The following is a 19,765-nucleotide window of genomic DNA, read 5'->3' on the forward strand; positions in this document are numbered from 1 at the left end:
GACTCAGGCCGCGCTCGAGCCGAATTCCGGCACCGCATCCTTCAGCACCGACTTGATCGTCACTGGATCATTGCGCGCGATCGCCTGATCGAGCGCCGCGATCCAGGCCTTCAGCGTCGGCATCGGCGGCTCGTTCGGGTTGGCGGCCATGATGCCGGCGACACCGATCTCGACCGGCGGCTCCTCGCTCGCAAACAGGATTTCGTTGAGGCGCTCGCCGGGCCGGATGCCCGTGAACACGATCTCGACGTCGTAGCCCGGCTGCAGGCCGGACAGGCGAATCATGCGCTCGGCCAGTTCGACGATGCGGACCGGCTGGCCCATGTTCAGCACATAGACCGAGACGTCCGGGCGCTGCGGCGCCAGCGCATGGGAGGCCGCGGTGATCACGAGATCGCAGGCCTCGCGGATGGTCATGAAATAGCGCACCATGTCCGGGTGCGTCACCGTGACAGGACCGCCCGCCTCGATCTGGGCCTTGAACTTCGGCACCACCGAGCCGTTCGACGCCAAAACGTTGCCGAAGCGCACCGAGATCAGCCGCATCGGCGGCCGTCCCACCGGCCGGTCGGCGAGCTGGCGATCGAGCGCCTGGCAGTACATTTCGGCGAAGCGCTTGGTGAGGCCGAGCATCGACACCGGCTCGATCGCCTTGTCGGTCGAGATCATCACCATGGCCTCGGCCCCTGAGGCCACCGCGGCATCGGCCACGTTGATCGAGCCGAAGATGTTGGTCTTGACGCCCTCGCTCCAGTCGCGCTCGAGGATCGGCACATGCTTCAGGGCGGCGGCATGGAAGACCAGATCCGGCTTGAACTCGCCGATCAGCGCGAACACCCGGTCGCGATCGCGGATGTCGGCGATGCGCCCCTCGACGGCGACGGCAGCCTCGGGATCGGCCGCGAGCACCTCGGTGATCGCGTAGAGCGCCGGCTCGGAATTCTCCAGAATGAGCAGCCGCGCCGCGCCGAATGCCACGACGCGCTGGCAGATCTCGGCCCCGATCGAGCCGCCGCCGCCGGTGACGACCACCGCCTTGCCACGCACCAGCGCTTCGAGACGTCCGTAATCGATCTTCTCGCTCGGCCGCAGCAGGAGGTCCTCGACCGCGACCGGCGCGAGCCTCGGCGCATCGCCGCTCTCCAGCGACGGCAGGCGGCTCACGATCAGGCGCAACCGGCGCGCCCGCATCAGGAAGGTTTCCGGATGACAGTCCGGATCGAACGCCGTCGGCATCATCAGGGCGCGCGCGATCGGCCGGTCGCGGCGGGCGAAGTCGGCCGCGACATCCTCGACATCGTCGATGCCGCCCAGCACCGGCACGCCGCGGATCAACTGCCCCCGGTCGGCGGCCGATGGCGAGAGAATGCCGATCGGCCAGATCCGCTTGACCGCGCCGCTCTCGATGCCGCGCAGCACGACCTCGGCGTCGGCAGCACGGCCGATCAGGAGCGCGGGGGCAGCGTCCTCGGACCGCGCGTGCCGTCGCACCCGCGTGTAGCGGAAGTAGCGATAGGCGAAACGCAGCGCGCTCAGCGCAAAGATCTCCAGGAACCAGTAGAGAATGATCGTGAGCTTGCCGAAGAAGAAGGTGCCGCGGACGTTCGGCGCAACGATGATGTAGTCGAGAACCAGCAGCGCCAGCGTCAGCACGGTCGCGACTCGGACGATGTTCAGCGCGTCCGGCAGCGAGATGAACCGCCACTTCGTCGTCAGAAGGCTCGAGAAGTAGAAGACGACGAAGCTGAAGGCGATGAAGTACGGCAGGATCTGCAAGAGCAGCGACACCCGCTCCCAGAAGGTGCTGGCGCCTTCGAAGCGGATATAGAACGCCGCGAACAGCGCGACGACGCTGACCAGGAGGTCATGCGCGGCGATCAGCATATTCCGGTAGGTCAGTTGAGACGGACGCGTCATGGTTCGAGCGTCCCCTGCCTAGCATCAGGCGGCGTCCGCGATCGCCACACCATTCCGCCGGCCACGCCGACGCCGATCACGTACATCCACCCCTCGTGGAAATCGAAGATGTGGGAATTGAACAGCGAGGTGAAGATGTTCTGCACGACGACGAGCAGCCCGATCCAGGGCACCAGCCCGTCGCCGCGGAACAACAGAAGGTGCACGGCCCACATCGCGTAGAGAATCACGATCCCGAGCGCCCCCCATTGGACCGCCACGTAGAGCGTCTGATTGTGCGGATTGCTGACGACTTGGCTCGAGGAGAGGTCGCGCGACCCGCTCGCGGCCAGCTCGAACAGATGACGCGTCGAGCCCGAGCCGTGCCCGATCAGCGGCGCGTCGGCCAGGAACCGCAACGACTTGCGCCAGAACTCGAGCCGCTCGCCGATCGACGTCACCGCGCGATCGTTCCTGTAGTCCTGATATTGGCTCGTGAACGTCGCCACCTTGCCCTGCAATTGCGGGGACACGGTCCATGCCGCGAGGCCCAGCGCAAGGGCAACGGCCGCGATCAGCAGGTTGGCACGCCATTTCAGGTGGATCAGCCCGAACACCGCAAGCAGGATCGGGATCGTCACCAGCGCGGTACGCGAGACAACGATGAAGATCATGTTGGCGAGGAACGCGATCATGATCGCAGTGAGCAGGCCGGCCGGAAGGAAGCGGCGGGCGCGCAGCAACTGGGCGATCGGATAGGCCAGCGCCACGGCGCAGAGCGAGAACTCCTGGCCCTGGTCGATGTAGTTCTTCACGAAGATGCCGCGATCGGCATTGGCCTTGAGCGCGAGCGCAGGATTGAACGCGACCGCGGTCGACACCACGACCATCAGCACGCAGGAGGCGAGAAACGCGGTGAAGACCCACAGGCCGCGCTCCGACCGCTGGAAATGGTAGAGCAGCGCGGGCAGCACCAGAAGCTTGGCCGCAGGTCCCACCGCGTAGAACCGCGCGCCCCATGCGACGTCCGACCACAGCGTTCCCACCAGCGCCAGCAGGAACAGCGCGATCGGCGCCAGCGCGATCGGCCGCTTCAGGACCTGCAGCAGACGCTCGACATCGAGAAACGGCACCATCGTGATCAGCATGACGACGCCGAGGATCGACACCAGCGAGGTCGACCACGGCAGCGAGGCCGCCAGCAGAATCGCCACGACATCGACCGTCGTCCGCCACGCCGCCGGATCGCGCCAGCGGCGCGCCAGCAGCGCCGGGCCGGGATGACCTGCCAGCGCGCTCATCGCGCCTCGCTCCGGGCGCGATCGACCAGCGCGGTCGTGCTGTGCCCTTTCAGGATGTCGATCAGGATCACCTCGCCGCCGCCGGCCTCGACGACCTCATGCCCCACCACCTGCTCGCGCGTATAGTCGCCGCCCTTGACCAGGACGCTCGGCCGGACCAGCTCGATCAAGCGGAGCGGCGTGTCCTCGGCGAAGATGGCGACGAGGTCCACCGCCTCGAGCGCGGCCAGGACCTCGGCGCGCGCGCGCTCGTCCTGCACGGGCCGGCTTTCGCCCTTCAGCCGCTTGACGGAGGCATCGCTGTTCAGCCCGACCACGAGCCGGTCGCAGGCGGCGCGCGCCGCGGTCAGCACCTTGACGTGGCCGGGATGCAGAATGTCGAAGCAGCCATTGGTAAAGCCCACGCGCAGGCCCTCTCCCCGCCAGACCTCGACGCGGGCGGCGAGCTCGTCATCGCTCTCGATGATCTTCTCCTCAGCGGCACGATAGGCATGCGGCAGGATCTTTCGGCGCAGCTCGGCCGATGTCACGCTGGCGGTGCCGTGCTTGCTGACGGCCACCGCCGCCGCGGCGCTCGCCATCCGCAACGCATCCGCCCAGGCGGCGCCGGCCGCGAGCGTCGCGGCAAGCACCGCAACAACCGTGTCGCCGGCGCCGGAGACGTCGCGCACCTTCACGGGATAGGCCGGCACGTGAATCGGATCGCCCTCGCGCGGGACCAGCGTCATGCCGCGCTCGCTCTGCGTCACCAGGATCGCCTCGCAGTCCGCGAGATAGATCGCATCCTGCGCGGCCGCGGCGATCTCCTGTTCGGTCTCGGCGCGGCTGCGGGTCGCTTCCGAAAACTCCTTGCGGTTCGGCGTCAGCACGCTCGCGCCGCGATAGATCGCGAGATTCGCGCTCTTGGGATCGACGATGACGCGCTTGCCGGCCTTGCGCGTCGCGTCGATCACGTTGCGCAACACGCGCGCCGTGAGCACGCCCTTGGCGTAGTCCGACAGCAGCACGATATCGGCCCGCGCGATCAGTGGCAGGATGGCCTCGATCAGCTTCTGCTCGATCTCGCCGGCCGCCGGTGCGGCGCGCTCCCAGTCGGCGCGGAGCATGTGGGTGGAGAAATGCTCGGAGACGAAGCGCACCTTGCGCGTCGTCGGCCGCGAAGGATCACGGACAAGCACGCTCTCGATGCCGCCCTCCTTGGCGAGCTCGGCCTCCAGCTGGTCGCCGGCCGCATCCTGCCCGACGAGACCGACGAAGATGCAGCGGGCGCCGAGCGCGGCGATGTTGCGCGCGACGTTGCCGGCACCGCCGATAGTGGTCTCGCTTCGCTGGACCGCGATGACCGGCGCCGGCGCCTCGGGGGAAATCCGCGACACCTCGCCATAGACGAACTCGTCCAGCATCAGGTCGCCGATGCACAGCACCGTCTGGCGGGCGATCGCTTGCGAGAGATCGTCAAAGTCGAACATCAGCGGCAGTCTCGGTGCAATGGTCGGAACCAGATCGTCTAGCGGAAGCGGTCGGCGGAATCGAGATAGTTCCGGATATAGCCAGCGACCGCATCCTCGAGCGACGTGAAGCCGCCGTTGTAGCCGGCCGCCAACAGCCGGTCGACCTTGCTCTGGGTGAAATACTGGTAGCTGCCGCGAATCGCTTCGGGCATGTCGATGTACTCGATCCGCGGCGTCGCACCGAGCGTAGCATAGGCCGCCAGCATCATGTCCTTGAAGCTGCGCGCCTGGCCCGTGCCGACGTTGAACAGGCCCGAGACGGAGGGAGAGGCCAACAGCCACAGCATCACGCGGACGACGTCGTCGACATGGATGAAGTCGCGGCGCTGGTCGCCGTCGGCGATGCCTTCGCGGTGCGACTTGAACAGTTGCAGGGTGTGTCCGGCCTTGATGTCGTCGAAGCGGCGGGTCAGCACGCTCATCATCGATCCCTTGTGGTACTCGTTGGGACCGAACACGTTGAAGAACTTCAACCCGGCATATTGCGGCGGCAGCCTCTCGCCGCGCTCGGCGCGCGCGGCCACCGCCATGTCGAACAGATGCTTGCTCCAGCCATAGAGATTCATCGGCCGCAACGTCTTCAGCGCCGCCAGCGACGGCTCATCGACGAAGCCCTGCGCGCCGTCGCCATAGGTCGCCGCCGACGAGGCGTAGATGAACGGCGTGGTGTTGGCCGTACACCAGTCGAGCAGGCGCAAGGAACTGCGGAAGTTGCGCTCCATCACGAGATCGCCGTCGACCACCGTGGTCGCGGAGATCGCGCCCATGTGCAGGACGGCCTCGAGCCGGCGCCCCTTCAGCCAGACGTCCAGATCGGAAGGCGGCACGACGTCGGCCAGCTGCCGCTTGGCCAGGTTGCGCCACTTGCCCTCGCTGCCGAGCGTGTCACAGACCACGACATCGGTCCGGCCGGCGTCGTTCAGCGCCGCGACCAGATTCGATCCGATAAACCCGGCGCCGCCGGTCACCAGCAACATTCCGCAACCCGTCCTGATCCCGAAAACCCCGGCCCTCGCGTAGCGCATGCGGCGGCAAAGTGTAAGCGCTTTGGTGACGGCCCGCTCGGCCCACTTTACCTGCGGCGGCCGAGCGGCTACCAGCGCGCCTGAGCTAGGCAGACAAAGAATGAATTCGAATTCGGCCAAGGTCGAGGTGGACGCGGCGGACACCAGCCCGATCCTGATCATCCCCTATATGTGGATCGGCGATTTCGTGCGCGGCCACACCGTGGTGCGGGTGCTCAAGGAGCGCTGGCCGAATCGGCCGGTCGACCTGCTGGTGACGTCGCTGTGCGCGCCGCTGGTCGATTACATGCCCGGGGTCCGCTCCGGCATCGTCTGGGATCTGCCGCGCAGCCGGCTGGCGCTCGGCCGGCAATGGCAGCTCGCCGCGATGTTGCGCGAACGTCGCTATCGGACCGCCCTGGTGATGCCGCGGACCTGGAAATCGGCGCTGGCACCGGCGCTGGCCGGCATCCCCGAGCGGGTGGGCTTCGTCGGCGAGGTCCGCTTCGGCCTGCTCAACCGCTGGCGCTGGGGCGAGAAGGCGCTGCCCCGCTTCATCGACAAGAATGCCGCGCTGGCGCTGCCCGACGGGGCGCCCCTGCCGCCGGAATGGCCGGTCCCGCAGCTGCGGGTGCCGCCGGAGGACGTCGCGCGCTGGCGCGAGGCCAATGGCCTGGGGAACCGCCCGGCCGTGGCGCTGGCACCGGGATCGGTGGGTGCCGCCAAGCGCTGGCCCTATTACGGCGAGGCGGCCCGGCTGCTGCGCGGGGCCGGCCTCGACGTCTGGGTGGTCGGCGGCCCCGGCGAGAAAGCGCTCGCCGCCGAGATCGTCGCCGCTGGCGGCCCGGACGTCCGCGACCTCACCGGAACCGACCTGCGCAACGGCATCCTGGCCATGGCGGCGGCCAGCGTCGCGATCTCCAATGATTCGGGGCTCATGCACATCGCCGCGGCGTTGGGGACGCCGACCATGGGCATCTTCGGTCCGACCAGCCCATACCATTGGGCGCCGCTGAACGGCCTCGCGGCGACGGTCCAGACCAGGACACAGGTCCCCTGCCAGCCCTGCCACCGGCCGGTCTGCCGGATGAACGACCACCGCTGCATGCGCGACATTCCGGCGACCGATGTCGCCGCCATCGCCCAGCAGGTCCTTGCCGACGCGGCAATACCGGTCGTGCACTAGCTTGCGAAGCGACACCGCGCCCCATACACCGGCCCTGACGTAACCTGAGCCGCCACGTGACCCGCGCCCTCGACCCGATCGCCAACCATCTCGCCCGCTCCCGCGCCGCCATGGAGCGCGCGGCCGACGATGCCGCGATGCTCACCAGCGCCGGGCGGATCGCAACGAAAATCATCTCTGCGCTGCGTGGCGGCCACAAGCTGCTGATCGTCGGCAATGGCGGCAGCGCGGCGGACGCGCAGCACATCGCCGCCGAGATCGTCGGCCGCTACAGGCAGGAGCGGCCCGCCTATGCCGCGATCGCGCTGACGACCGATACCTCGGCGCTGACCGCGATCGGCAACGACTACGGCTTCGATCACGTCTTCGCCCGCCAGGTCGAAGGGCTCGGTACACCGGGCGACGTGCTGCTGGCGATCTCGACCTCCGGCCGCTCGCCGAGCATCCTCAACGCGCTGCGCAAGGCGCGCGAGCGCGGACTGGTCACGGTCGGCTTCACCGGCGCCAAGGGCCTCCCGATGGGCGAATTGTGTGACGAGCTGCTGGTGGCGCCGAGCGACGACACGCCGCTGATCCAGCAGATCCATCTCGCGACGGCGCATGGCATCTGCGAGATGATCGAGGCGGCGCTGATGCAGGACGAGGGCTAGATGACGACCGCTCAGCTCAAGCCGGCGGCGTTTCTCGACCGCGACGGCGTCATCAATCACGACGACAACTACATCGGCTCGCCCGATCGCATCCGCTGGATGCCGAACGTGGCGCAGGCGATCCGGCGGCTCAACGACTCCGGCTATCACGTGTTCCTGTTCACCAACCAGTCCGGCGTGGCGCGCGGGCTGTTCTCGGAGGATGACGTCACGGACCTGCACGACTGGATGCGGGCCGAGCTCGCGGCGCAGGGGGCTGTGATCGACGACGTCCGCTATTGCCCCTACCACACCGAAGGCTCGGTCGAGCGCTATCTGCGCGAGCATCCCTGGCGCAAGCCGGCGCCCGGCATGATCCTCGACCTGATGCAGCACTGGCCCATCAGGCGCGAGGGCAGCTTCGTGATCGGCGACCGCGCCTCGGACATCGCGGCGGCCGAAGCCGCCGGCCTGCCCGGCTTCCTGTTCGCCGGCGGCGATCTCGATGCGTTCGTCGCCGACATCATCGCTCAGACCAGTTCGCGATAGACGGCTGCGATCTTGTCGGCCTCGGCCTCGAGGCTGAATTTCTCCACCACGCGCGTCCGAGCCCGCGCGCCCATCGCTAGTGCGGCATCCGGATCCCGCATCAATGGCTCGAGCGCTGCGACCAGCGCATCGACGTCGCCGGGCGGGACCAGCACGCCTGTGACGCCATCCTCGACCACGATCTCCGCCGCCCCGGCACGCGCCGCGACCAGGGCGGCTCCTGCCGCCATTGCCTCGATCAGCGTGAGACCAAAGCCTTCGTTGCGCGAGGTGAAGGCGTAGATCGTGAGACGCTGGTACCAGCGCTGCACGTCGGCGATGTCGAGCTCGCCGGTGATGACGATGCGCTGCTCCAGGCCCGCGGCGGCGATCTGCTTCTTCAGCTCGCTCGCGAACGGCATCTGCTCGGGCGTCACGGCGCCGACCAGCACCGCGGAAAAATCCGGAAAACGCGGCAGCAGCCGGCACATCGCCGCGACGAACACGTCGCTGCCCTTCTGCGCGCGGACGCGGCCGAAGCAGCCGATGGCATATTTGCCCGGCAGTCCGCTCTCGGCGAAGGCCGCGGCGCGATCCGCCGGCGGGGAATACACGTCGGTGTCGACGCCATGCGTCACCACCGTCGCTTCGCGCTTCAGATAGGACGCCGAGATGTCGCTGGTCGCGATGATCGCGTCCATGCGGCGGATCAGCCAGCGCGTGATCCAGCTGTGATGGCGCTGCGCGGCCGAGGTGAACACCAGCTTCAACGGCCAGCCGAGCGCCCGCATGATCACGCCGACGATCATCTCGTCGTTGCGGCGGGCATGCCAGATCAGCGGCCGCCGCCGGCCCCACAATTTGAACAGATCGCTCGCGCGCATCCGCGCGATCCCTTCGGGCGCGTAGGAGCCGAGCCACGCCGCGCGCACCAGCCTCGCCAGCTTCGGCGCCACCATCCGGTTGGTCGCGGTCACGCCGGAATAGCGCCGGTGCAGGTTGGGCACGATCACGTCGAGATCTGCGGCGGAAAACGGCTCGGCTTGCACACTCAACTCCAATTGCAGCGGTTCCCTATACGCAACATTAAGCATCGCCGCCAGTTCGCTATGCACGCAACAGGTCGTTCATTTCGCGGGCGTTAGTCTGCCGGAAACAAACAGGGATCGCGTCAAACAATGACCGTGCTCGTGACCGGCGGCGCCGGCTATATCGGCAGCCACATGGTGCTCGCGCTGGCGGAAGCCGGCGAAAGCGTCGTGGTGATCGACAACCTTTCGAGCGGCTTTTCCGCCTTCGTGCCCGACGGCGTGCCGCTGTTCATCGGCGATGCCGGCGATGAAAATCTCGTCGACGGCGTCATCGGCCAGCACGGCGTCGACAGCATCATCCATCTGGCGGGCTCGGTCGTGGTGCCGGAATCGGTGCGCGATCCGCTGCTCTACTACCGCAACAACACCATGACCACGCGCAGCCTGTTGAATGCGGCGGTCAAGCGCGGCGTCAGCCGCTTCGTGTTCTCCTCGACCGCGGCCGTCTACGGCAATCCGAACGAGGTGCCGGTGCCCGAGAGCGCGCCGACCCGTCCGACCTCGCCCTACGGCACCTCGAAGCTGATGGCCGAGATCATACTGCACGACGTGGCCTCGGCACATGACCTCAACTACGTGGTGCTGCGCTACTTCAACGTCGCCGGCGCCGATCCGTTCGGACGAGCCGGGCTTGCCACCGTCGGCGCGACGCACCTGATGAAGATCGCGATGGAGGTCGCCACCGGCCAGCGCGCCAAGATCGACGTCTTCGGCACGGATTATCCGACCCCCGACGGCACCTGCATCCGCGATTTCATCCATGTCTGCGATCTCGCCCAGGTGCACCGCTCCGCGCTGGCCTATCTGCGCGCCGGCGGCAGCTCGGTCACGCTGAATTGTGGGTACGGCCGCGGCTATTCCGTGCTCGAGACCATCGAGGCCGTCCGGCGCGTCTCCGGCCGCGCCATTCCCGTCCAATACGCGCCGCGGCGCCCCGGCGACATCATGAGCATGGTCGCCGACACCAGCCGTCTGAAGGCGCTGCTCGACTGGACGCCGATCTATGACGATCTGGAAACGATCGCCGCCCATGCGCTGGCCTGGGAGGAGAAACTGTTCCTGGAACGCCACAGCGGCGTGCTGCAGCGGGCCTCGGCCTAGAATCAACGACTTAGCCGGACGCCGGGGGGCTTGAAAAAGCCGCCCCGAGCGGGCAAGCACTGCTGTCCGCCCGGCGATTTGTCCCGGCGGCCAGGGACCAGAATGGCCGAATTTCCGAAGAAGATCACCGACGATCCCTATGGCGCCGCGATCCTGATCCGCCGCCTCGTGATGGAACAGGGCATTCTCTACTGGCGCCGCTATCTCACCGCCTTCGCGCTGATGGCGGTCTCGGCCGGCGCCAGCGCCGGCGCCGCCTACATCCTCGGCCAGGTCATCAACAAGGCCTATGTCGACAAGAGCATCCCCGGCATCGCGGTGCTCTCCGGCGTCACCGTGCTGCTCTTGTTCGTCAAGGGCGTCTCGACCTACGGCTACGCGGTGATCCTGTCGAAGATCTCGAACGCGATCCTCGCCAACAACCAGCGCGCGCTGTTCGCGAAGCTGATGAGCGAGAGCATCGGCTTCTTCTCCGAGCGGCACTCGTCGGAGTTCCTCGCCCGCCTCACCGCCGGCGCCAAGTCGATCACCGACGTCCTGACCATGCTGATCAACGCGATCGGCCGCGACCTGCTGCTCTTGATCAGCATGATCGCCGTGATGGTCGCGCAGGACCCCTGGATGTCGCTGCTCGGCCTCGTCGTCGTGCCGCCGGCGATGCTGGTGCTGCGCAAGCTGGTCAAGCGCATCAAGGGCCTCGCGCACAGCCAGTTTACCGGCAATGCGGACATCCTGGAGACCATGCAGGAATCGCTGCAGGGCATCCGCACCGTCAAGGCGTTCACGCTCGAGGACGCGATGCGCGCCCGCATCGACGAGAACATCGCAGTGGTCGAGCGCAACGCCAACAAGATGGCCCGCGTCTCCAACCGTTCCAACCCGCTGATGGAGATGCTCGGCGGCTTCGCCGTCGCCGGCTGCCTGATGTACGGCGGCTATGCCGTGGTCGCGCTCAACGCCACGCCCGGCCAGTTCTTCTCGTTCATGACCGCCTTCCTGATGGCGACCGAGCCGGCGAAGCGGCTGGCGCGGCTCAACATCGATCTCAACAGCCAGCTCGTCGGCGCCCGCATGCTGCTCGAAGTGGTCGACAGCCCCGCCAGCGAGCAGCCGGACGACGACAAGCCGGCGCTGAAGCTGACGCAGGCCAAGATCGAGCTGCGCGACGTCTCCTTCGCCTATCGCGACAACGAGCCGGTGCTCAACCGCATGAGCTTCACGGCCGAGCCCGGCAAGGTCACCGCTTTGGTCGGCCCGTCCGGCGGCGGCAAGTCGACGGTGCTGGCGCTGCTGCTGCGGTTCTACGAGGCGACCGCGGGCGACATCCTGATCGACGGCCAGTCGATCGCGCAGGTGTCGCGCCGTAGCTTGCGCGAGCAGGCCGCCTATGTCGGCCAGGACGTCTACCTGTTCCGCGATAGCATCCGCGCCAACATCGCCTTCGGCAAGCCCGGCGCGACCGAGGCCGAGATCATCGAGGCGGCGAAGGCGGCCTGCGCGCACGACTTCATCATGAGCTTCCCGCTTGGCTACGACACGCCGGTCGGCGAGCACGGCACCCAGCTCTCCGGCGGCCAGCGCCAGCGCATCGCGGTCGCCCGCGCGCTGATCCGCAACGCGCCGATCATCCTGCTCGACGAGGCCACCGCGGCGCTGGACTCCGAATCCGAGCGCCAGGTGCAGGAGGCGATCGAGCATCTCTGCCAGAACCGCACCACCATCGTCATCGCGCATCGCCTGCACACCATCATGAACGCCGACGCCATCCTGGTGGTCGAAGCCGGCGAGATCGTCGAGCGCGGCCGGCATGACGATCTGTTGCGCCGTGGCGGCCGCTATGCTTCGTTCTTCCGCCTGCAACAGCGCGACATGGGGCCTAACGTCATCCCCATGACCGCAACCTCCTGACCCGCTTATTTCACCGCACCCGAGATCCATTTCATGAGCGCCTCCACCGTCATCCCGGCCTTCCCGCAGCCTTCGCTTCCCGTCGTCGGCGAAGCCGGCGTCTTTCCGGTCCGCCGCATCTGGTGCGTCGGCCGCAACTATCTCGAGCACATCCGCGAGATGGGCAATGACGAGCGCGACCCGCCGTTCTTCTTCGCCAAGCATGCCGACATGCTGGAGCCGGACGGCGCCGTGATCCCCTACCCGCCGCTGACCAAGGACATGCATCACGAGGTCGAGCTGGTGGTCGCGCTGAAGAGCGGCGGCCTCAACATTCCGACCGACAAGGCGCTCGACCACGTCTACGGCTACGCCGTCGGCATCGACCTCACCCGCCGCGACCTGCAGCTCGCCTCCCGCAAGATGCAGCGCCCCTGGGAGGTCGGCAAGTCGTTCGACCATTCCGCGCCCTGCTCGGCCATCCAGCCCGCGGCCAAGATCGGCCACCCCGCGAAGGGCAAGATCTGGCTGTCGGTCAACGGCACCGAGCGCCAGACCGGCGACCTCTCCGAGCTGATCTGGAACGTGCCGGAGATCATCTGGAAGCTCTCCCAGCAGGTCGAGCTCGCCGCCGGCGACATCATCATGACCGGCACGCCCGCCGGCGTCGCGGCGGTCGTTCCGGGCGACAAGATCGAATGCGGCGTCGACGGCGTGGGCACACTGAAGGTCTCGATCGGGCCTGCGGCGGCGTAAGCGGCGCCCACGGTCCCTCGCAACACTTCCAAAAAGGCCGCGCTCTGCGCGGCTTTTTTCGGTCTGGCGCCCGATCGCAGCCAGGCACCGGGGTCACCCTCCCCTGGAGGGGGAGGGTCAGACCTGCTTTGCGACATCATCTGATCCACAATCTCAACAGCGTTCAGGCTGAGACGAACATCCACGCTCTCGCGACGCAGTCCGCGCCCTGAACGGCTTTCCTTCATTGAAGCCCAATCGCAGCCGAGGACTGGTTCACCCTCCCCTGGAGGGGGAGGGTCGCCTCACGAGGAGCGAAGCGACACGTGAGGCGGGGTGGGGTGATCTCTCCTCTGGCACCGGTGCGCGTGGAGAGATCACCCCACCCCGCTCGCCCGCTTCGCGCGCGAGCGACCCTCCCCCTCCAGGGGAGGGTGGGACCGGCCGAGCGGCAACACTGATCCACAATCTCAAACAGCATCAAGGAAGAGACGAGCACCCACCTTCTCGCGACGCATTCCGCGCCCGAGTGATGCTCCAATTCCCGCCCTCTCCAGATGGAGGGCGCAGGGAAGGCCGGGCGCTGGCCGCGCCCGTGGCCCGCCTGCAGAAAAAAAGCAGGCGGCAGTCACCACAGGTCTGGCCGAACACACCCGGCCTTCCCCGCGCGATGGTTTTAACGGGCTATAGCGCGCTCTTCCTGGTGCACCGGGCTTTCTGGCCACCATCCGCTGCGCAAAGCGAAGCTTTGTCGCAACGTTGATACTAGCATCGGAGTATCAGAACCACACGCCTTCACCGTCCACGAGGAAAGCGTTCGTCCGTGCTCATCACACGCCGCCGCCCCGCGTCCACCGCTCCCCGCTGCCAACGTCCGTGACGACCGCGAACCGTCCCCTACCGTGCAACGGGATGGGGCGGACCATAATGCTGATTTGGCGAAATTGTCAAGCAGCTCGTATCTTTTTAGAAGAGGTCGGCAGTCCCCTGATGGTGATCCGCACAGCGGACAGTCTTAGCTCCGTTAGATTCCGCTTAACGAACCATCGCTGCGCCGATAGCGGCCGGGCTTGACGTAGGCAATAACACAATCATCGAGATCTCAACGTCTTGGCCATCCATTTGCCGTTTGCGTCGATTGCGGCAAGGTACCTGAGCCCAGGTGGAGTAGATGCAGAGAAAATTGATAGTGGCGTTGGCAGCAGCACTCGTTGGCGTCTCGGGTGGCACGCCCTCAACCAACGCGCAAGATGCCGGGCGCGCTAACTGTGAAAGCCAACTTTCCACGTTCGTCTTGAAGATCGACAATCTACTGGCGCAGCACCCTCGAGACTTGAATGAAGTTCTTTCGGTCGTGCACCGTCACCTTCCCGCGGAAGGTTGTACGGCCGACGTGGCGTCGAAGGCGATGAAGACTTCGGCGTTCTTCAAGGGAGAGGAACGAAATGACCACAGCATCCAGTTCTCGCTCTTCAATGGGACCTCGGCGGCGCGTGGCGCTGCGGTCCTGCTCGTACTGAACGATTCCGGCCAATGGAGCCCGCCATTTGCGATTTGGCACCCGCCATACCCCTGACCACGGCAGAGTGACCGCGAACGTCCGTTCCGAACCCATCTTTGGAACGCGTAGGGCGGATTAGCCGAAGGCGTAATCCGCCGTCCCTCCGCGGAGAAGAAGCGGCGGATTACGCTCCGCTAATCCGCCCTACTCCCCAATCTCACCGAAACGCCGACACCACGATGGCGCCGACGATCGCCACCGTCAACGTGTACTTCGCCGCATAATACACCGTCCTGTTCCACGCCTTCACCTTCCGCGTGGCCAGATGAAGCTCATACAGCTTGCCGAACACCTTGTTCAGCACGCCGACGTGCTCGCCGTCGACGTTCTGCGTCGCCGAGGCCTTGACGATGTGGTGGCTGACCCAGCGGTTGATGGCGGCGATGAAGCCGAGCTTCATCGGGCGCTCGACGTCGCAGAACAGGATGATGCGGTTGACGTCGGTGGCGTTCTCGGCGCTGTGGATGAAGGTCTCGTCGAACATGAAGGCTTCGCCGTCGCGCCAGACGCAGGGCACGCCGTCGACCAGGATGCGGCACTTGTCGGAGTTCGGCGTGACGAGCCCCAGATGATAGCGCAGCGAGCCGGCGAAGGGATCGCGGTGGGCGCCGAGCTTGCCGCCGGGCGGCAGCATCGCGAACATCGCGCCATGCACGTTCGGGATGGAGTTCAAAAGCTCGACCGTCTTCGGACACAGCGTACGCGCCGACGGTAGGAAGTCGTCGTACCATTTCAGATAGAAGCGCTTCCAGCCGCTCTTGAAGAACGAGTAGAAGCCCCAGTCGTTGTTGGCGGCGGCGGCGCGGATGAAGCCCTCGTCGAACAGGCGTACCGCCTCCTCGCGGATGGTCTGCCAGTTATCGGTGAGCTTCTTCAACTCGGGAAACTGCTCCACCGGGATCACCGGCGTGTTGGGCACAGCCGAGCCGGCATACATCAGCACATTGTAGGGGGCGAGATAGGTGGAGTGGTCGCCGAGCTGGCGGGCGAAGCGCAGCCGCTGCTTGCCGCGGAAGTGGACGTAGATGGTGGCCCCGATCAGGATGTAGAGGCCGATGAGCTGTGGCGCGAAGAGCTGTCTGAGCATGTCCGGGACCCATGATCCGGCCGCTCAGAGCGTGTTGCGCAGATGTGTCGCCTTCTGGGCGAGATCGAAGGGGTGCTCTGATGCCGGCCAAGGGCCTCAATTTAGCCGCAAGCGCGACCGGCCGCATCCCTTCGCACGAGGGTTGTGAACGGGAATCGGGGTTGAAAGTTCTGCGGCGTGACCCGGCTGCAACAGCCGCCGGCCCCGGCTCGCGATCGCGCTAAGCCCGCGTCAGCTCCTGCAGGCCCTTGAAGGTCAGCCGCTTGGGGTCCCGGACGCCGGCCAGATACATGCGGCGGATGAAGGCGGCCACCGCGTCGCGGTCGTAGCCGGTGAGGACGACGATGGCATCCACCGCGGTCTTCTGGGCCTCCATGGGACTGGTCCTCCTGGCAATGCACCCGGCACGCGCAAGCTGTCACGATGCCGATTAACATCGCGTTAACCGTGCGGACGGCCGCCGGTTCCCATGCCGCGATTCCTGCCGCCGCTCCATACGCGAAACCGCGCAGGCCGGCGCGGCCGCCGTCGAGCGCCGCAGGAGCGCCGCCGTCACACCAGGAAGAAGTCCTCCGGCGCCCCGATCAGGCGGTCATCGCCGTGGACCACGAGCTTCCGCCGCATCGGGCGCACCGGCGGCGTGATGACCCGCCGTTCGAGCTCGTTGGCGCCTGGCAACTGGTCGACGAAGCGGACGGCGAAGCCGTCGGGGAAATGCCTGATGACACGGCCGATGCAACTGCCCACCGCCAGCGGCGTGCCGATCTCCGGCTGGATCTCCGCCGAGACCGCGGCGCCGGACATCGAGGCATCAATCACGAAGCACGGGATGCAGCTGCCGTCGGCGAGCGTCAGCGCCGAATGCGGCGAGTTCGGCACGAAGCGCGCATCGCGGCGGGAATCGCGGATCGACGGATCCTTCTGCTTCTTCTCCAGCCAGACCAGCTTCTCGGCGAGCTTGGCGCGCTCGGCGCGCGTCATCTCCAGCTCGAGCAGAAAGCCGCCATGCACGGTGTCGCTGATCTCGCCTTCGAACTTGCCGAAGTCGCGGAAATACGAGGTCAGGCGATCGCCGACCTTGCCGACCACGGGCACCTCGAGCAGCGCGCGGAACGGCGACACCCGCGTGGTGCGGCAGGCGAAGGATCGCAGCCGTCCTTCCGGCGAATACCAGTTCGGAAGCGTGTAGGACCCGACCGTCTGAATCCTGACCGCGCGCTGCTTCAGGAATCGAGCAACCGACATTGCACGTCTCCCCTCGAACCCATGATGTCCCCGATGGCCCGGCCCCCGCCGAGGCACGATATGCCTGTTACAATTTCTGCGTGCATTTTCGGTCGAACTAACTCGAAATGGGCAAAGCCGCCATGCCCCGGACCGTGCGCGCAAATTCTTGAGGAAATCTGAATCCGAAACGGAAATCCCGCTCAACGGAATCGTATGTCCAACCCGTTTCTGCTTTCTGAAAATGTCGGCCCGTCGGATTACGGTGCGGCGCGGCACTTGTTCGTCCGGGCACGAGCGGCTGATCGCATCAGCCGCGGCGCCATCGCGCCACGACGCACACCGGCTCACGATGAGCGTGCGTTCGCGTCCAACGCGATTAGTCAATGATTCACTCTGACGCGCGGCCACTGAGGCGCAGCTGCAACTCACAATTTCATTCAATCAGATGAGCAACTATCAGCGCGCGCAACCGCGCTGCCAGCAAACAGCTAACACGTTCGTGTCGTTTCGCTATTTGCTCGCTAACAACCTGTTCACCACTTGCGCAATCGGTCCGCACGGCAGCGGCTGCCGCCTATGCTGTTCAATTTCGCATATACTATTGCCGCTTAGTCGTAAGTGAGGGGGACGGCTGTCAGTCGGCTCGCGCGTCGCCCCGGGCGTATGAGTAAGCAAAGTAGTCACGCGTATGATGACCGCACGCATCGTGGTGTTAACCATCGCTCTCGGCGCGGGCGGCGTTGCGGCCTATCTGGTCAGCAATTCCGACGGCCAGCGGCAGGCGCCCGTGGCGCCGGTCGTGCAGTTGCCGACGGTCGAGGTGCTGGTCGCCAAGACCGACATCGGGCTCGGACAGGCGATCAAGCCCGGCGACCTGATCTGGCAGACCTGGCCCGAGGCCGCGAGCAACATCTTCATCCGGCGCGGCGACCGTCCCGAGGCGGCCAATCAGCTGGTCGGCACCATCGCCCGTTCGCCGTTCGTGATCGGCGAGCCGATCCGCGAGCAGAAGCTGGTGAAGGCGGACGGCTCCGGCTTCATGGCGGCGATCCTGCCCGCGGGCATGCGCGCGATCTCCACCGAGATCTCGCCCGAGACCGGCGCCGGCGGCTTCATCCTGCCGAACGACCGCGTCGACGTCATCCTGTCGAAGCGCGACAAGAACCCTGACAAGCCCGGCGCCGCCGACTTCGTCAGCTCCGAGATCATTCTCTCCAACGTCCGCGTGCTCGCGATCGATCAGGCGCCGAAGGAGAAGGAAGGCCAGAACACCGTCGTCGGCAAGACGGTGACGCTCGAGCTCAGGCCCGAGCAGGCCGAGACCCTGGCGCGCGCGCGACAGGCCGGCTCGCTGGCGCTGGCGCTGCGCAGCATCGCCGACGTGAACGCCGCCGACGGCAACAAGACCGAGGCGCAGCAACAGCAGCAGCAGATGGCGCGTCGGGGCAGCGCCATCGAGATCATTCGCTATGGGATCACGAGCTCGCTGACGGCGCAGAAGTGACCGAAAGGACGAGGAAGATGATGGGTGGGCATCAACGCGCAAAGTTCGGGACGTGGGTCGTCCGCGCGCTATCGACATCGGCCGTGATCGGGCTTGCGCTCAATCCGGCGCTGACGCCGGTGAAGGCGGCCGACGACAGGCTGGAGACGCCGGTGGTTTCGGTCGGCTCGTCGAAGGTGCGCTTCCTCTCGCTCGGCATCGGCAAGTCGGTGGTCGTCGACTTCCCGCAGGACGTCAAGGACGTGCTGGTGGCCGATCCCAAGGTCGCCAACGCCGTCGTCCGTTCGGCCCGACGCGCCTACATCATCGGCGCCGCAGTCGGCCAGACCAACGTCGTGTTCTTCGACGGCGAGGGACAGCAGGTCGCGGCCTATGACATCGCGATCAAGCGCGATCTCAACGGCGTGCGCCAGGCGCTGAGCCAGAGCATTCCCGGCGTCAAGATCGACGGCGTCGGCGAAGGCGTGATCCTGACCGGATCGGTGTCGAGCCCGGTCGAGGCGCAGCAGGCCGGCGAGATCGCCGCACGCCTGGTCGGCGGTGCCGACAAGGTGGTCAACTCGATCGTCGTGCGCGGCCGCGATCAGGTGATGCTGAAGGTCAACGTGTCGGAGGTCCGGCGCGAGATCGTCAAGCAGCTCGGCATCGATCTCAGCGCCAGCCTGAACTACGGCACCGCGGTGGTGAACTTCAACAACACCAACCCGTTCACCGCCTATGGCAAGTCGCTGGTCGGCCCCAACGGCCTTTCCGCCACCGGCGGCGGCTTGTCGTCGGTCTCGGCGACGCTGCGCGCCATGGAGACGGCCGGTGTCGTCAAGACGCTCGCCGAGCCGAACCTGACCGCGATCTCCGGCGAATCCGCGACCTTCATCGCGGGCGGCGAGTTCCCGATTCCCGGCGGCTATTCCTGCGATCCCACCACGCGGGTCTGCAGCACGTCGATCACCTACAAGAAGTTCGGCATCTCGCTCAACTTCACGCCCGTCGTGCTCGGCGAAGGCCGCATCAGCCTCCGGGTGATGACGGAGGTGTCGGAGCTGTCGAACGACAACGCGATCACGGTGTCCTATGCGCTGACCTCGGCCTCGACCTCGTCGGTGACGATCCCCGCGATCCGCACCCGCCGCGCCGAGACCACGGTCGAGATCCCCTCCGGTGGCTCGATGGCGATGGCCGGCCTGATCCAGAACCAGACCAAGCAGGCGATCAACGGCCTGCCCGGGCTCAACCAGCTGCCGGTGCTCGGCCAGCTGTTCCGCAGCCAGGACTACGTCAACAACGAGACCGAGCTGATGGTGCTGGTGACGCCCTATGTCGTGCGCGCCGTCGCCCAGAAGGAGCTGTCGCGTCCGGACGACGGCTTCGCGCCGGCCACCGACTCGGAGTCGGCGCTGCTCGGCCGCATGAACCGGCTGTACGGCATCGCCGCCAGGGTCGACGCGGCCACGGGGCAGCCGGCCGGCTTCGGCTTCATCATCGACTGAGATTGCGGGACGACGGGGCACGGGGGAACG

The 19,765-nt window shown here is 66.6% G+C and carries 17 protein-coding genes; 9 read left to right on the forward strand and 8 right to left on the reverse strand.

What is annotated here, in order from left to right; genetic code table 11:
• Window positions 1-3 precede the first annotated feature (3 nt).
• Genes ACQR0W_RS20610 through rfaD form a run of 4 tightly spaced genes read right to left on the reverse strand, consistent with a single transcriptional unit; the run spans window position 4 to window position 5,685 of the window.
• Entirely contained in the window at window positions 4-1,917 is a 1,914-nt protein-coding gene (locus tag ACQR0W_RS20610; protein WP_316169699.1) for a polysaccharide biosynthesis protein, read from the reverse strand.
• A complete protein-coding gene (locus ACQR0W_RS20615; protein ID WP_316166173.1) occupies window positions 1,914-3,197 on the reverse strand; it encodes an O-antigen ligase family protein in 1,284 nt (427 codons plus the stop codon). Before ACQR0W_RS20615 ends, ACQR0W_RS20610 begins: the two co-directional genes overlap by 4 nt.
• Window positions 3,194-4,666, reverse strand: coding sequence for a D-glycero-beta-D-manno-heptose-7-phosphate kinase (rfaE1, locus tag ACQR0W_RS20620; protein WP_316166172.1), 1,473 nt, complete (start codon window positions 4,664-4,666; stop codon window positions 3,194-3,196). The genes ACQR0W_RS20615 and rfaE1 overlap by 4 nt, the downstream gene beginning before the upstream one ends.
• A gap of 38 nt (window positions 4,667-4,704) precedes the next feature.
• Complete coding sequence (rfaD, locus tag ACQR0W_RS20625) at window positions 4,705-5,685, reverse strand: ADP-glyceromanno-heptose 6-epimerase (RefSeq protein WP_315768713.1); 981 nt, start codon at window positions 5,683-5,685, stop codon at window positions 4,705-4,707.
• Between the two features lie 148 nt (window positions 5,686-5,833).
• Here rfaD and waaF point away from each other — a divergent pair, with 148 nt between their 5' ends.
• From waaF to ACQR0W_RS20640, 3 genes are read left to right on the forward strand one after another with little or no spacing between them, the layout of a single operon-like run.
• On the forward strand, window positions 5,834-6,898 hold the full coding sequence (gene waaF / locus ACQR0W_RS20630; RefSeq protein ID WP_316166171.1) for a lipopolysaccharide heptosyltransferase II: 1,065 nt from the start codon (window positions 5,834-5,836) through the stop codon (window positions 6,896-6,898).
• A gap of 56 nt (window positions 6,899-6,954) precedes the next feature.
• Window positions 6,955-7,548, forward strand: coding sequence for a D-sedoheptulose 7-phosphate isomerase (locus ACQR0W_RS20635; RefSeq protein WP_315768717.1), 594 nt, complete (start codon window positions 6,955-6,957; stop codon window positions 7,546-7,548).
• The gene (locus tag ACQR0W_RS20640; protein ID WP_315825089.1) at window positions 7,549-8,076 is read left to right on the forward strand and encodes a D-glycero-alpha-D-manno-heptose-1,7-bisphosphate 7-phosphatase; all 528 of its coding nucleotides are present in this window, start codon (window positions 7,549-7,551) and stop codon (window positions 8,074-8,076) included. It abuts the gene before it with no gap.
• On the opposite strand, the gene ACQR0W_RS20645 is transcribed toward ACQR0W_RS20640, so the two are convergent.
• On the reverse strand, window positions 8,058-9,104 hold the full coding sequence (locus ACQR0W_RS20645) for a glycosyltransferase family 4 protein (RefSeq protein ID WP_316166170.1): 1,047 nt from the start codon (window positions 9,102-9,104) through the stop codon (window positions 8,058-8,060). The genes ACQR0W_RS20640 and ACQR0W_RS20645 overlap by 19 nt on opposite strands.
• Window positions 9,105-9,233: 129 nt before the next feature.
• Between ACQR0W_RS20645 and galE the strand changes: the two genes are divergently transcribed.
• The 4 genes from galE to ACQR0W_RS20665 all read left to right on the forward strand — a co-directional run bounded on the left by galE (window position 9,234) and on the right by ACQR0W_RS20665 (window position 14,445).
• The gene (gene galE / locus ACQR0W_RS20650) at window positions 9,234-10,247 is read left to right on the forward strand and encodes a UDP-glucose 4-epimerase GalE (protein WP_316169700.1); all 1,014 of its coding nucleotides are present in this window, start codon (window positions 9,234-9,236) and stop codon (window positions 10,245-10,247) included.
• Window positions 10,248-10,349: 102 nt separating this feature from the next.
• Window positions 10,350-12,155: an ABC transporter ATP-binding protein gene (locus tag ACQR0W_RS20655; protein WP_316166166.1), complete on the forward strand. Its 1,806-nt coding sequence runs from the start codon at window positions 10,350-10,352 to the stop codon at window positions 12,153-12,155.
• A gap of 33 nt (window positions 12,156-12,188) precedes the next feature.
• Complete coding sequence (locus tag ACQR0W_RS20660) at window positions 12,189-12,890, forward strand: fumarylacetoacetate hydrolase family protein (RefSeq protein ID WP_316166165.1); 702 nt, start codon at window positions 12,189-12,191, stop codon at window positions 12,888-12,890.
• Between the two features lie 1,150 nt (window positions 12,891-14,040).
• Window positions 14,041-14,445 carry a hypothetical protein gene (locus ACQR0W_RS20665; protein WP_315771443.1) on the forward strand — a complete coding sequence of 135 codons (405 nt, stop codon included), beginning with the start codon at window positions 14,041-14,043 and terminating at the stop codon, window positions 14,443-14,445.
• A gap of 142 nt (window positions 14,446-14,587) precedes the next feature.
• Here ACQR0W_RS20665 and ACQR0W_RS20670 read toward each other — a convergent pair whose 3' ends face one another.
• From ACQR0W_RS20670 to ACQR0W_RS20680, 3 genes are all read right to left on the reverse strand, one after another.
• Complete coding sequence (locus ACQR0W_RS20670) at window positions 14,588-15,517, reverse strand: aspartyl/asparaginyl beta-hydroxylase domain-containing protein (protein ID WP_315768730.1); 930 nt, start codon at window positions 15,515-15,517, stop codon at window positions 14,588-14,590.
• A gap of 220 nt (window positions 15,518-15,737) precedes the next feature.
• Window positions 15,738-15,893 (reverse strand): hypothetical protein, encoded by a 156-nt coding sequence (locus tag ACQR0W_RS20675; protein ID WP_316186980.1) that lies wholly within the window; start codon window positions 15,891-15,893, stop codon window positions 15,738-15,740.
• Between the two features lie 176 nt (window positions 15,894-16,069).
• Window positions 16,070-16,762 (reverse strand): PilZ domain-containing protein, encoded by a 693-nt coding sequence (locus ACQR0W_RS20680; protein WP_316186981.1) that lies wholly within the window; start codon window positions 16,760-16,762, stop codon window positions 16,070-16,072.
• Between the two features lie 670 nt (window positions 16,763-17,432).
• Between ACQR0W_RS20680 and cpaB the strand changes: the two genes are divergently transcribed.
• Both cpaB and ACQR0W_RS20690 read left to right on the forward strand, forming a co-directional pair.
• Entirely contained in the window at window positions 17,433-18,248 is an 816-nt protein-coding gene (cpaB, locus tag ACQR0W_RS20685) for a Flp pilus assembly protein CpaB (RefSeq protein WP_315712864.1), read from the forward strand.
• 17 nt (window positions 18,249-18,265) lie between these two features.
• Window positions 18,266-19,735, forward strand: coding sequence for a type II and III secretion system protein family protein (locus tag ACQR0W_RS20690; RefSeq protein ID WP_315712866.1), 1,470 nt, complete (start codon window positions 18,266-18,268; stop codon window positions 19,733-19,735).
• Window positions 19,736-19,765 lie beyond the last annotated feature (30 nt).

It is taken from the genome of Bradyrhizobium sp. HKCCYLRH1034 (assembly GCF_051168375.1).
GTDB lineage: Bacteria > Pseudomonadota > Alphaproteobacteria > Rhizobiales > Xanthobacteraceae > Bradyrhizobium.

Coding starts and splice junctions, on each gene's coding strand:
- ACQR0W_RS20675 (WP_316186980.1), bottom strand. CDS start 15,893: ATGGAGGCCCAGAAGACCGCGGTGGATGCCATCGTCGTCCTCACCGGC.
- ACQR0W_RS20680 (WP_316186981.1), bottom strand. CDS start 16,762: ATGTCGGTTGCTCGATTCCTGAAGCAGCGCGCGGTCAGGATTCAGACG.
- ACQR0W_RS20670 (WP_315768730.1), bottom strand. CDS start 15,517: ATGCTCAGACAGCTCTTCGCGCCACAGCTCATCGGCCTCTACATCCTG.
- rfaE1 (WP_316166172.1), bottom strand. CDS start 4,666: ATGTTCGACTTTGACGATCTCTCGCAAGCGATCGCCCGCCAGACGGTG.
- rfaD (WP_315768713.1), bottom strand. CDS start 5,685: ATGTTGCTGGTGACCGGCGGCGCCGGGTTTATCGGATCGAATCTGGTC.
- ACQR0W_RS20610 (WP_316169699.1), bottom strand. CDS start 1,917: ATGACGCGTCCGTCTCAACTGACCTACCGGAATATGCTGATCGCCGCG.
- cpaB (WP_315712864.1), top strand. CDS start 17,433: ATGATGACCGCACGCATCGTGGTGTTAACCATCGCTCTCGGCGCGGGC.
- ACQR0W_RS20640 (WP_315825089.1), top strand. CDS start 7,549: ATGACGACCGCTCAGCTCAAGCCGGCGGCGTTTCTCGACCGCGACGGC.
- ACQR0W_RS20665 (WP_315771443.1), top strand. CDS start 14,041: ATGCAGAGAAAATTGATAGTGGCGTTGGCAGCAGCACTCGTTGGCGTC.
- waaF (WP_316166171.1), top strand. CDS start 5,834: ATGAATTCGAATTCGGCCAAGGTCGAGGTGGACGCGGCGGACACCAGC.
- ACQR0W_RS20690 (WP_315712866.1), top strand. CDS start 18,266: ATGATGGGTGGGCATCAACGCGCAAAGTTCGGGACGTGGGTCGTCCGC.
- galE (WP_316169700.1), top strand. CDS start 9,234: ATGACCGTGCTCGTGACCGGCGGCGCCGGCTATATCGGCAGCCACATG.
- ACQR0W_RS20615 (WP_316166173.1), bottom strand. CDS start 3,197: ATGAGCGCGCTGGCAGGTCATCCCGGCCCGGCGCTGCTGGCGCGCCGC.
- ACQR0W_RS20660 (WP_316166165.1), top strand. CDS start 12,189: ATGAGCGCCTCCACCGTCATCCCGGCCTTCCCGCAGCCTTCGCTTCCC.
- ACQR0W_RS20655 (WP_316166166.1), top strand. CDS start 10,350: ATGGCCGAATTTCCGAAGAAGATCACCGACGATCCCTATGGCGCCGCG.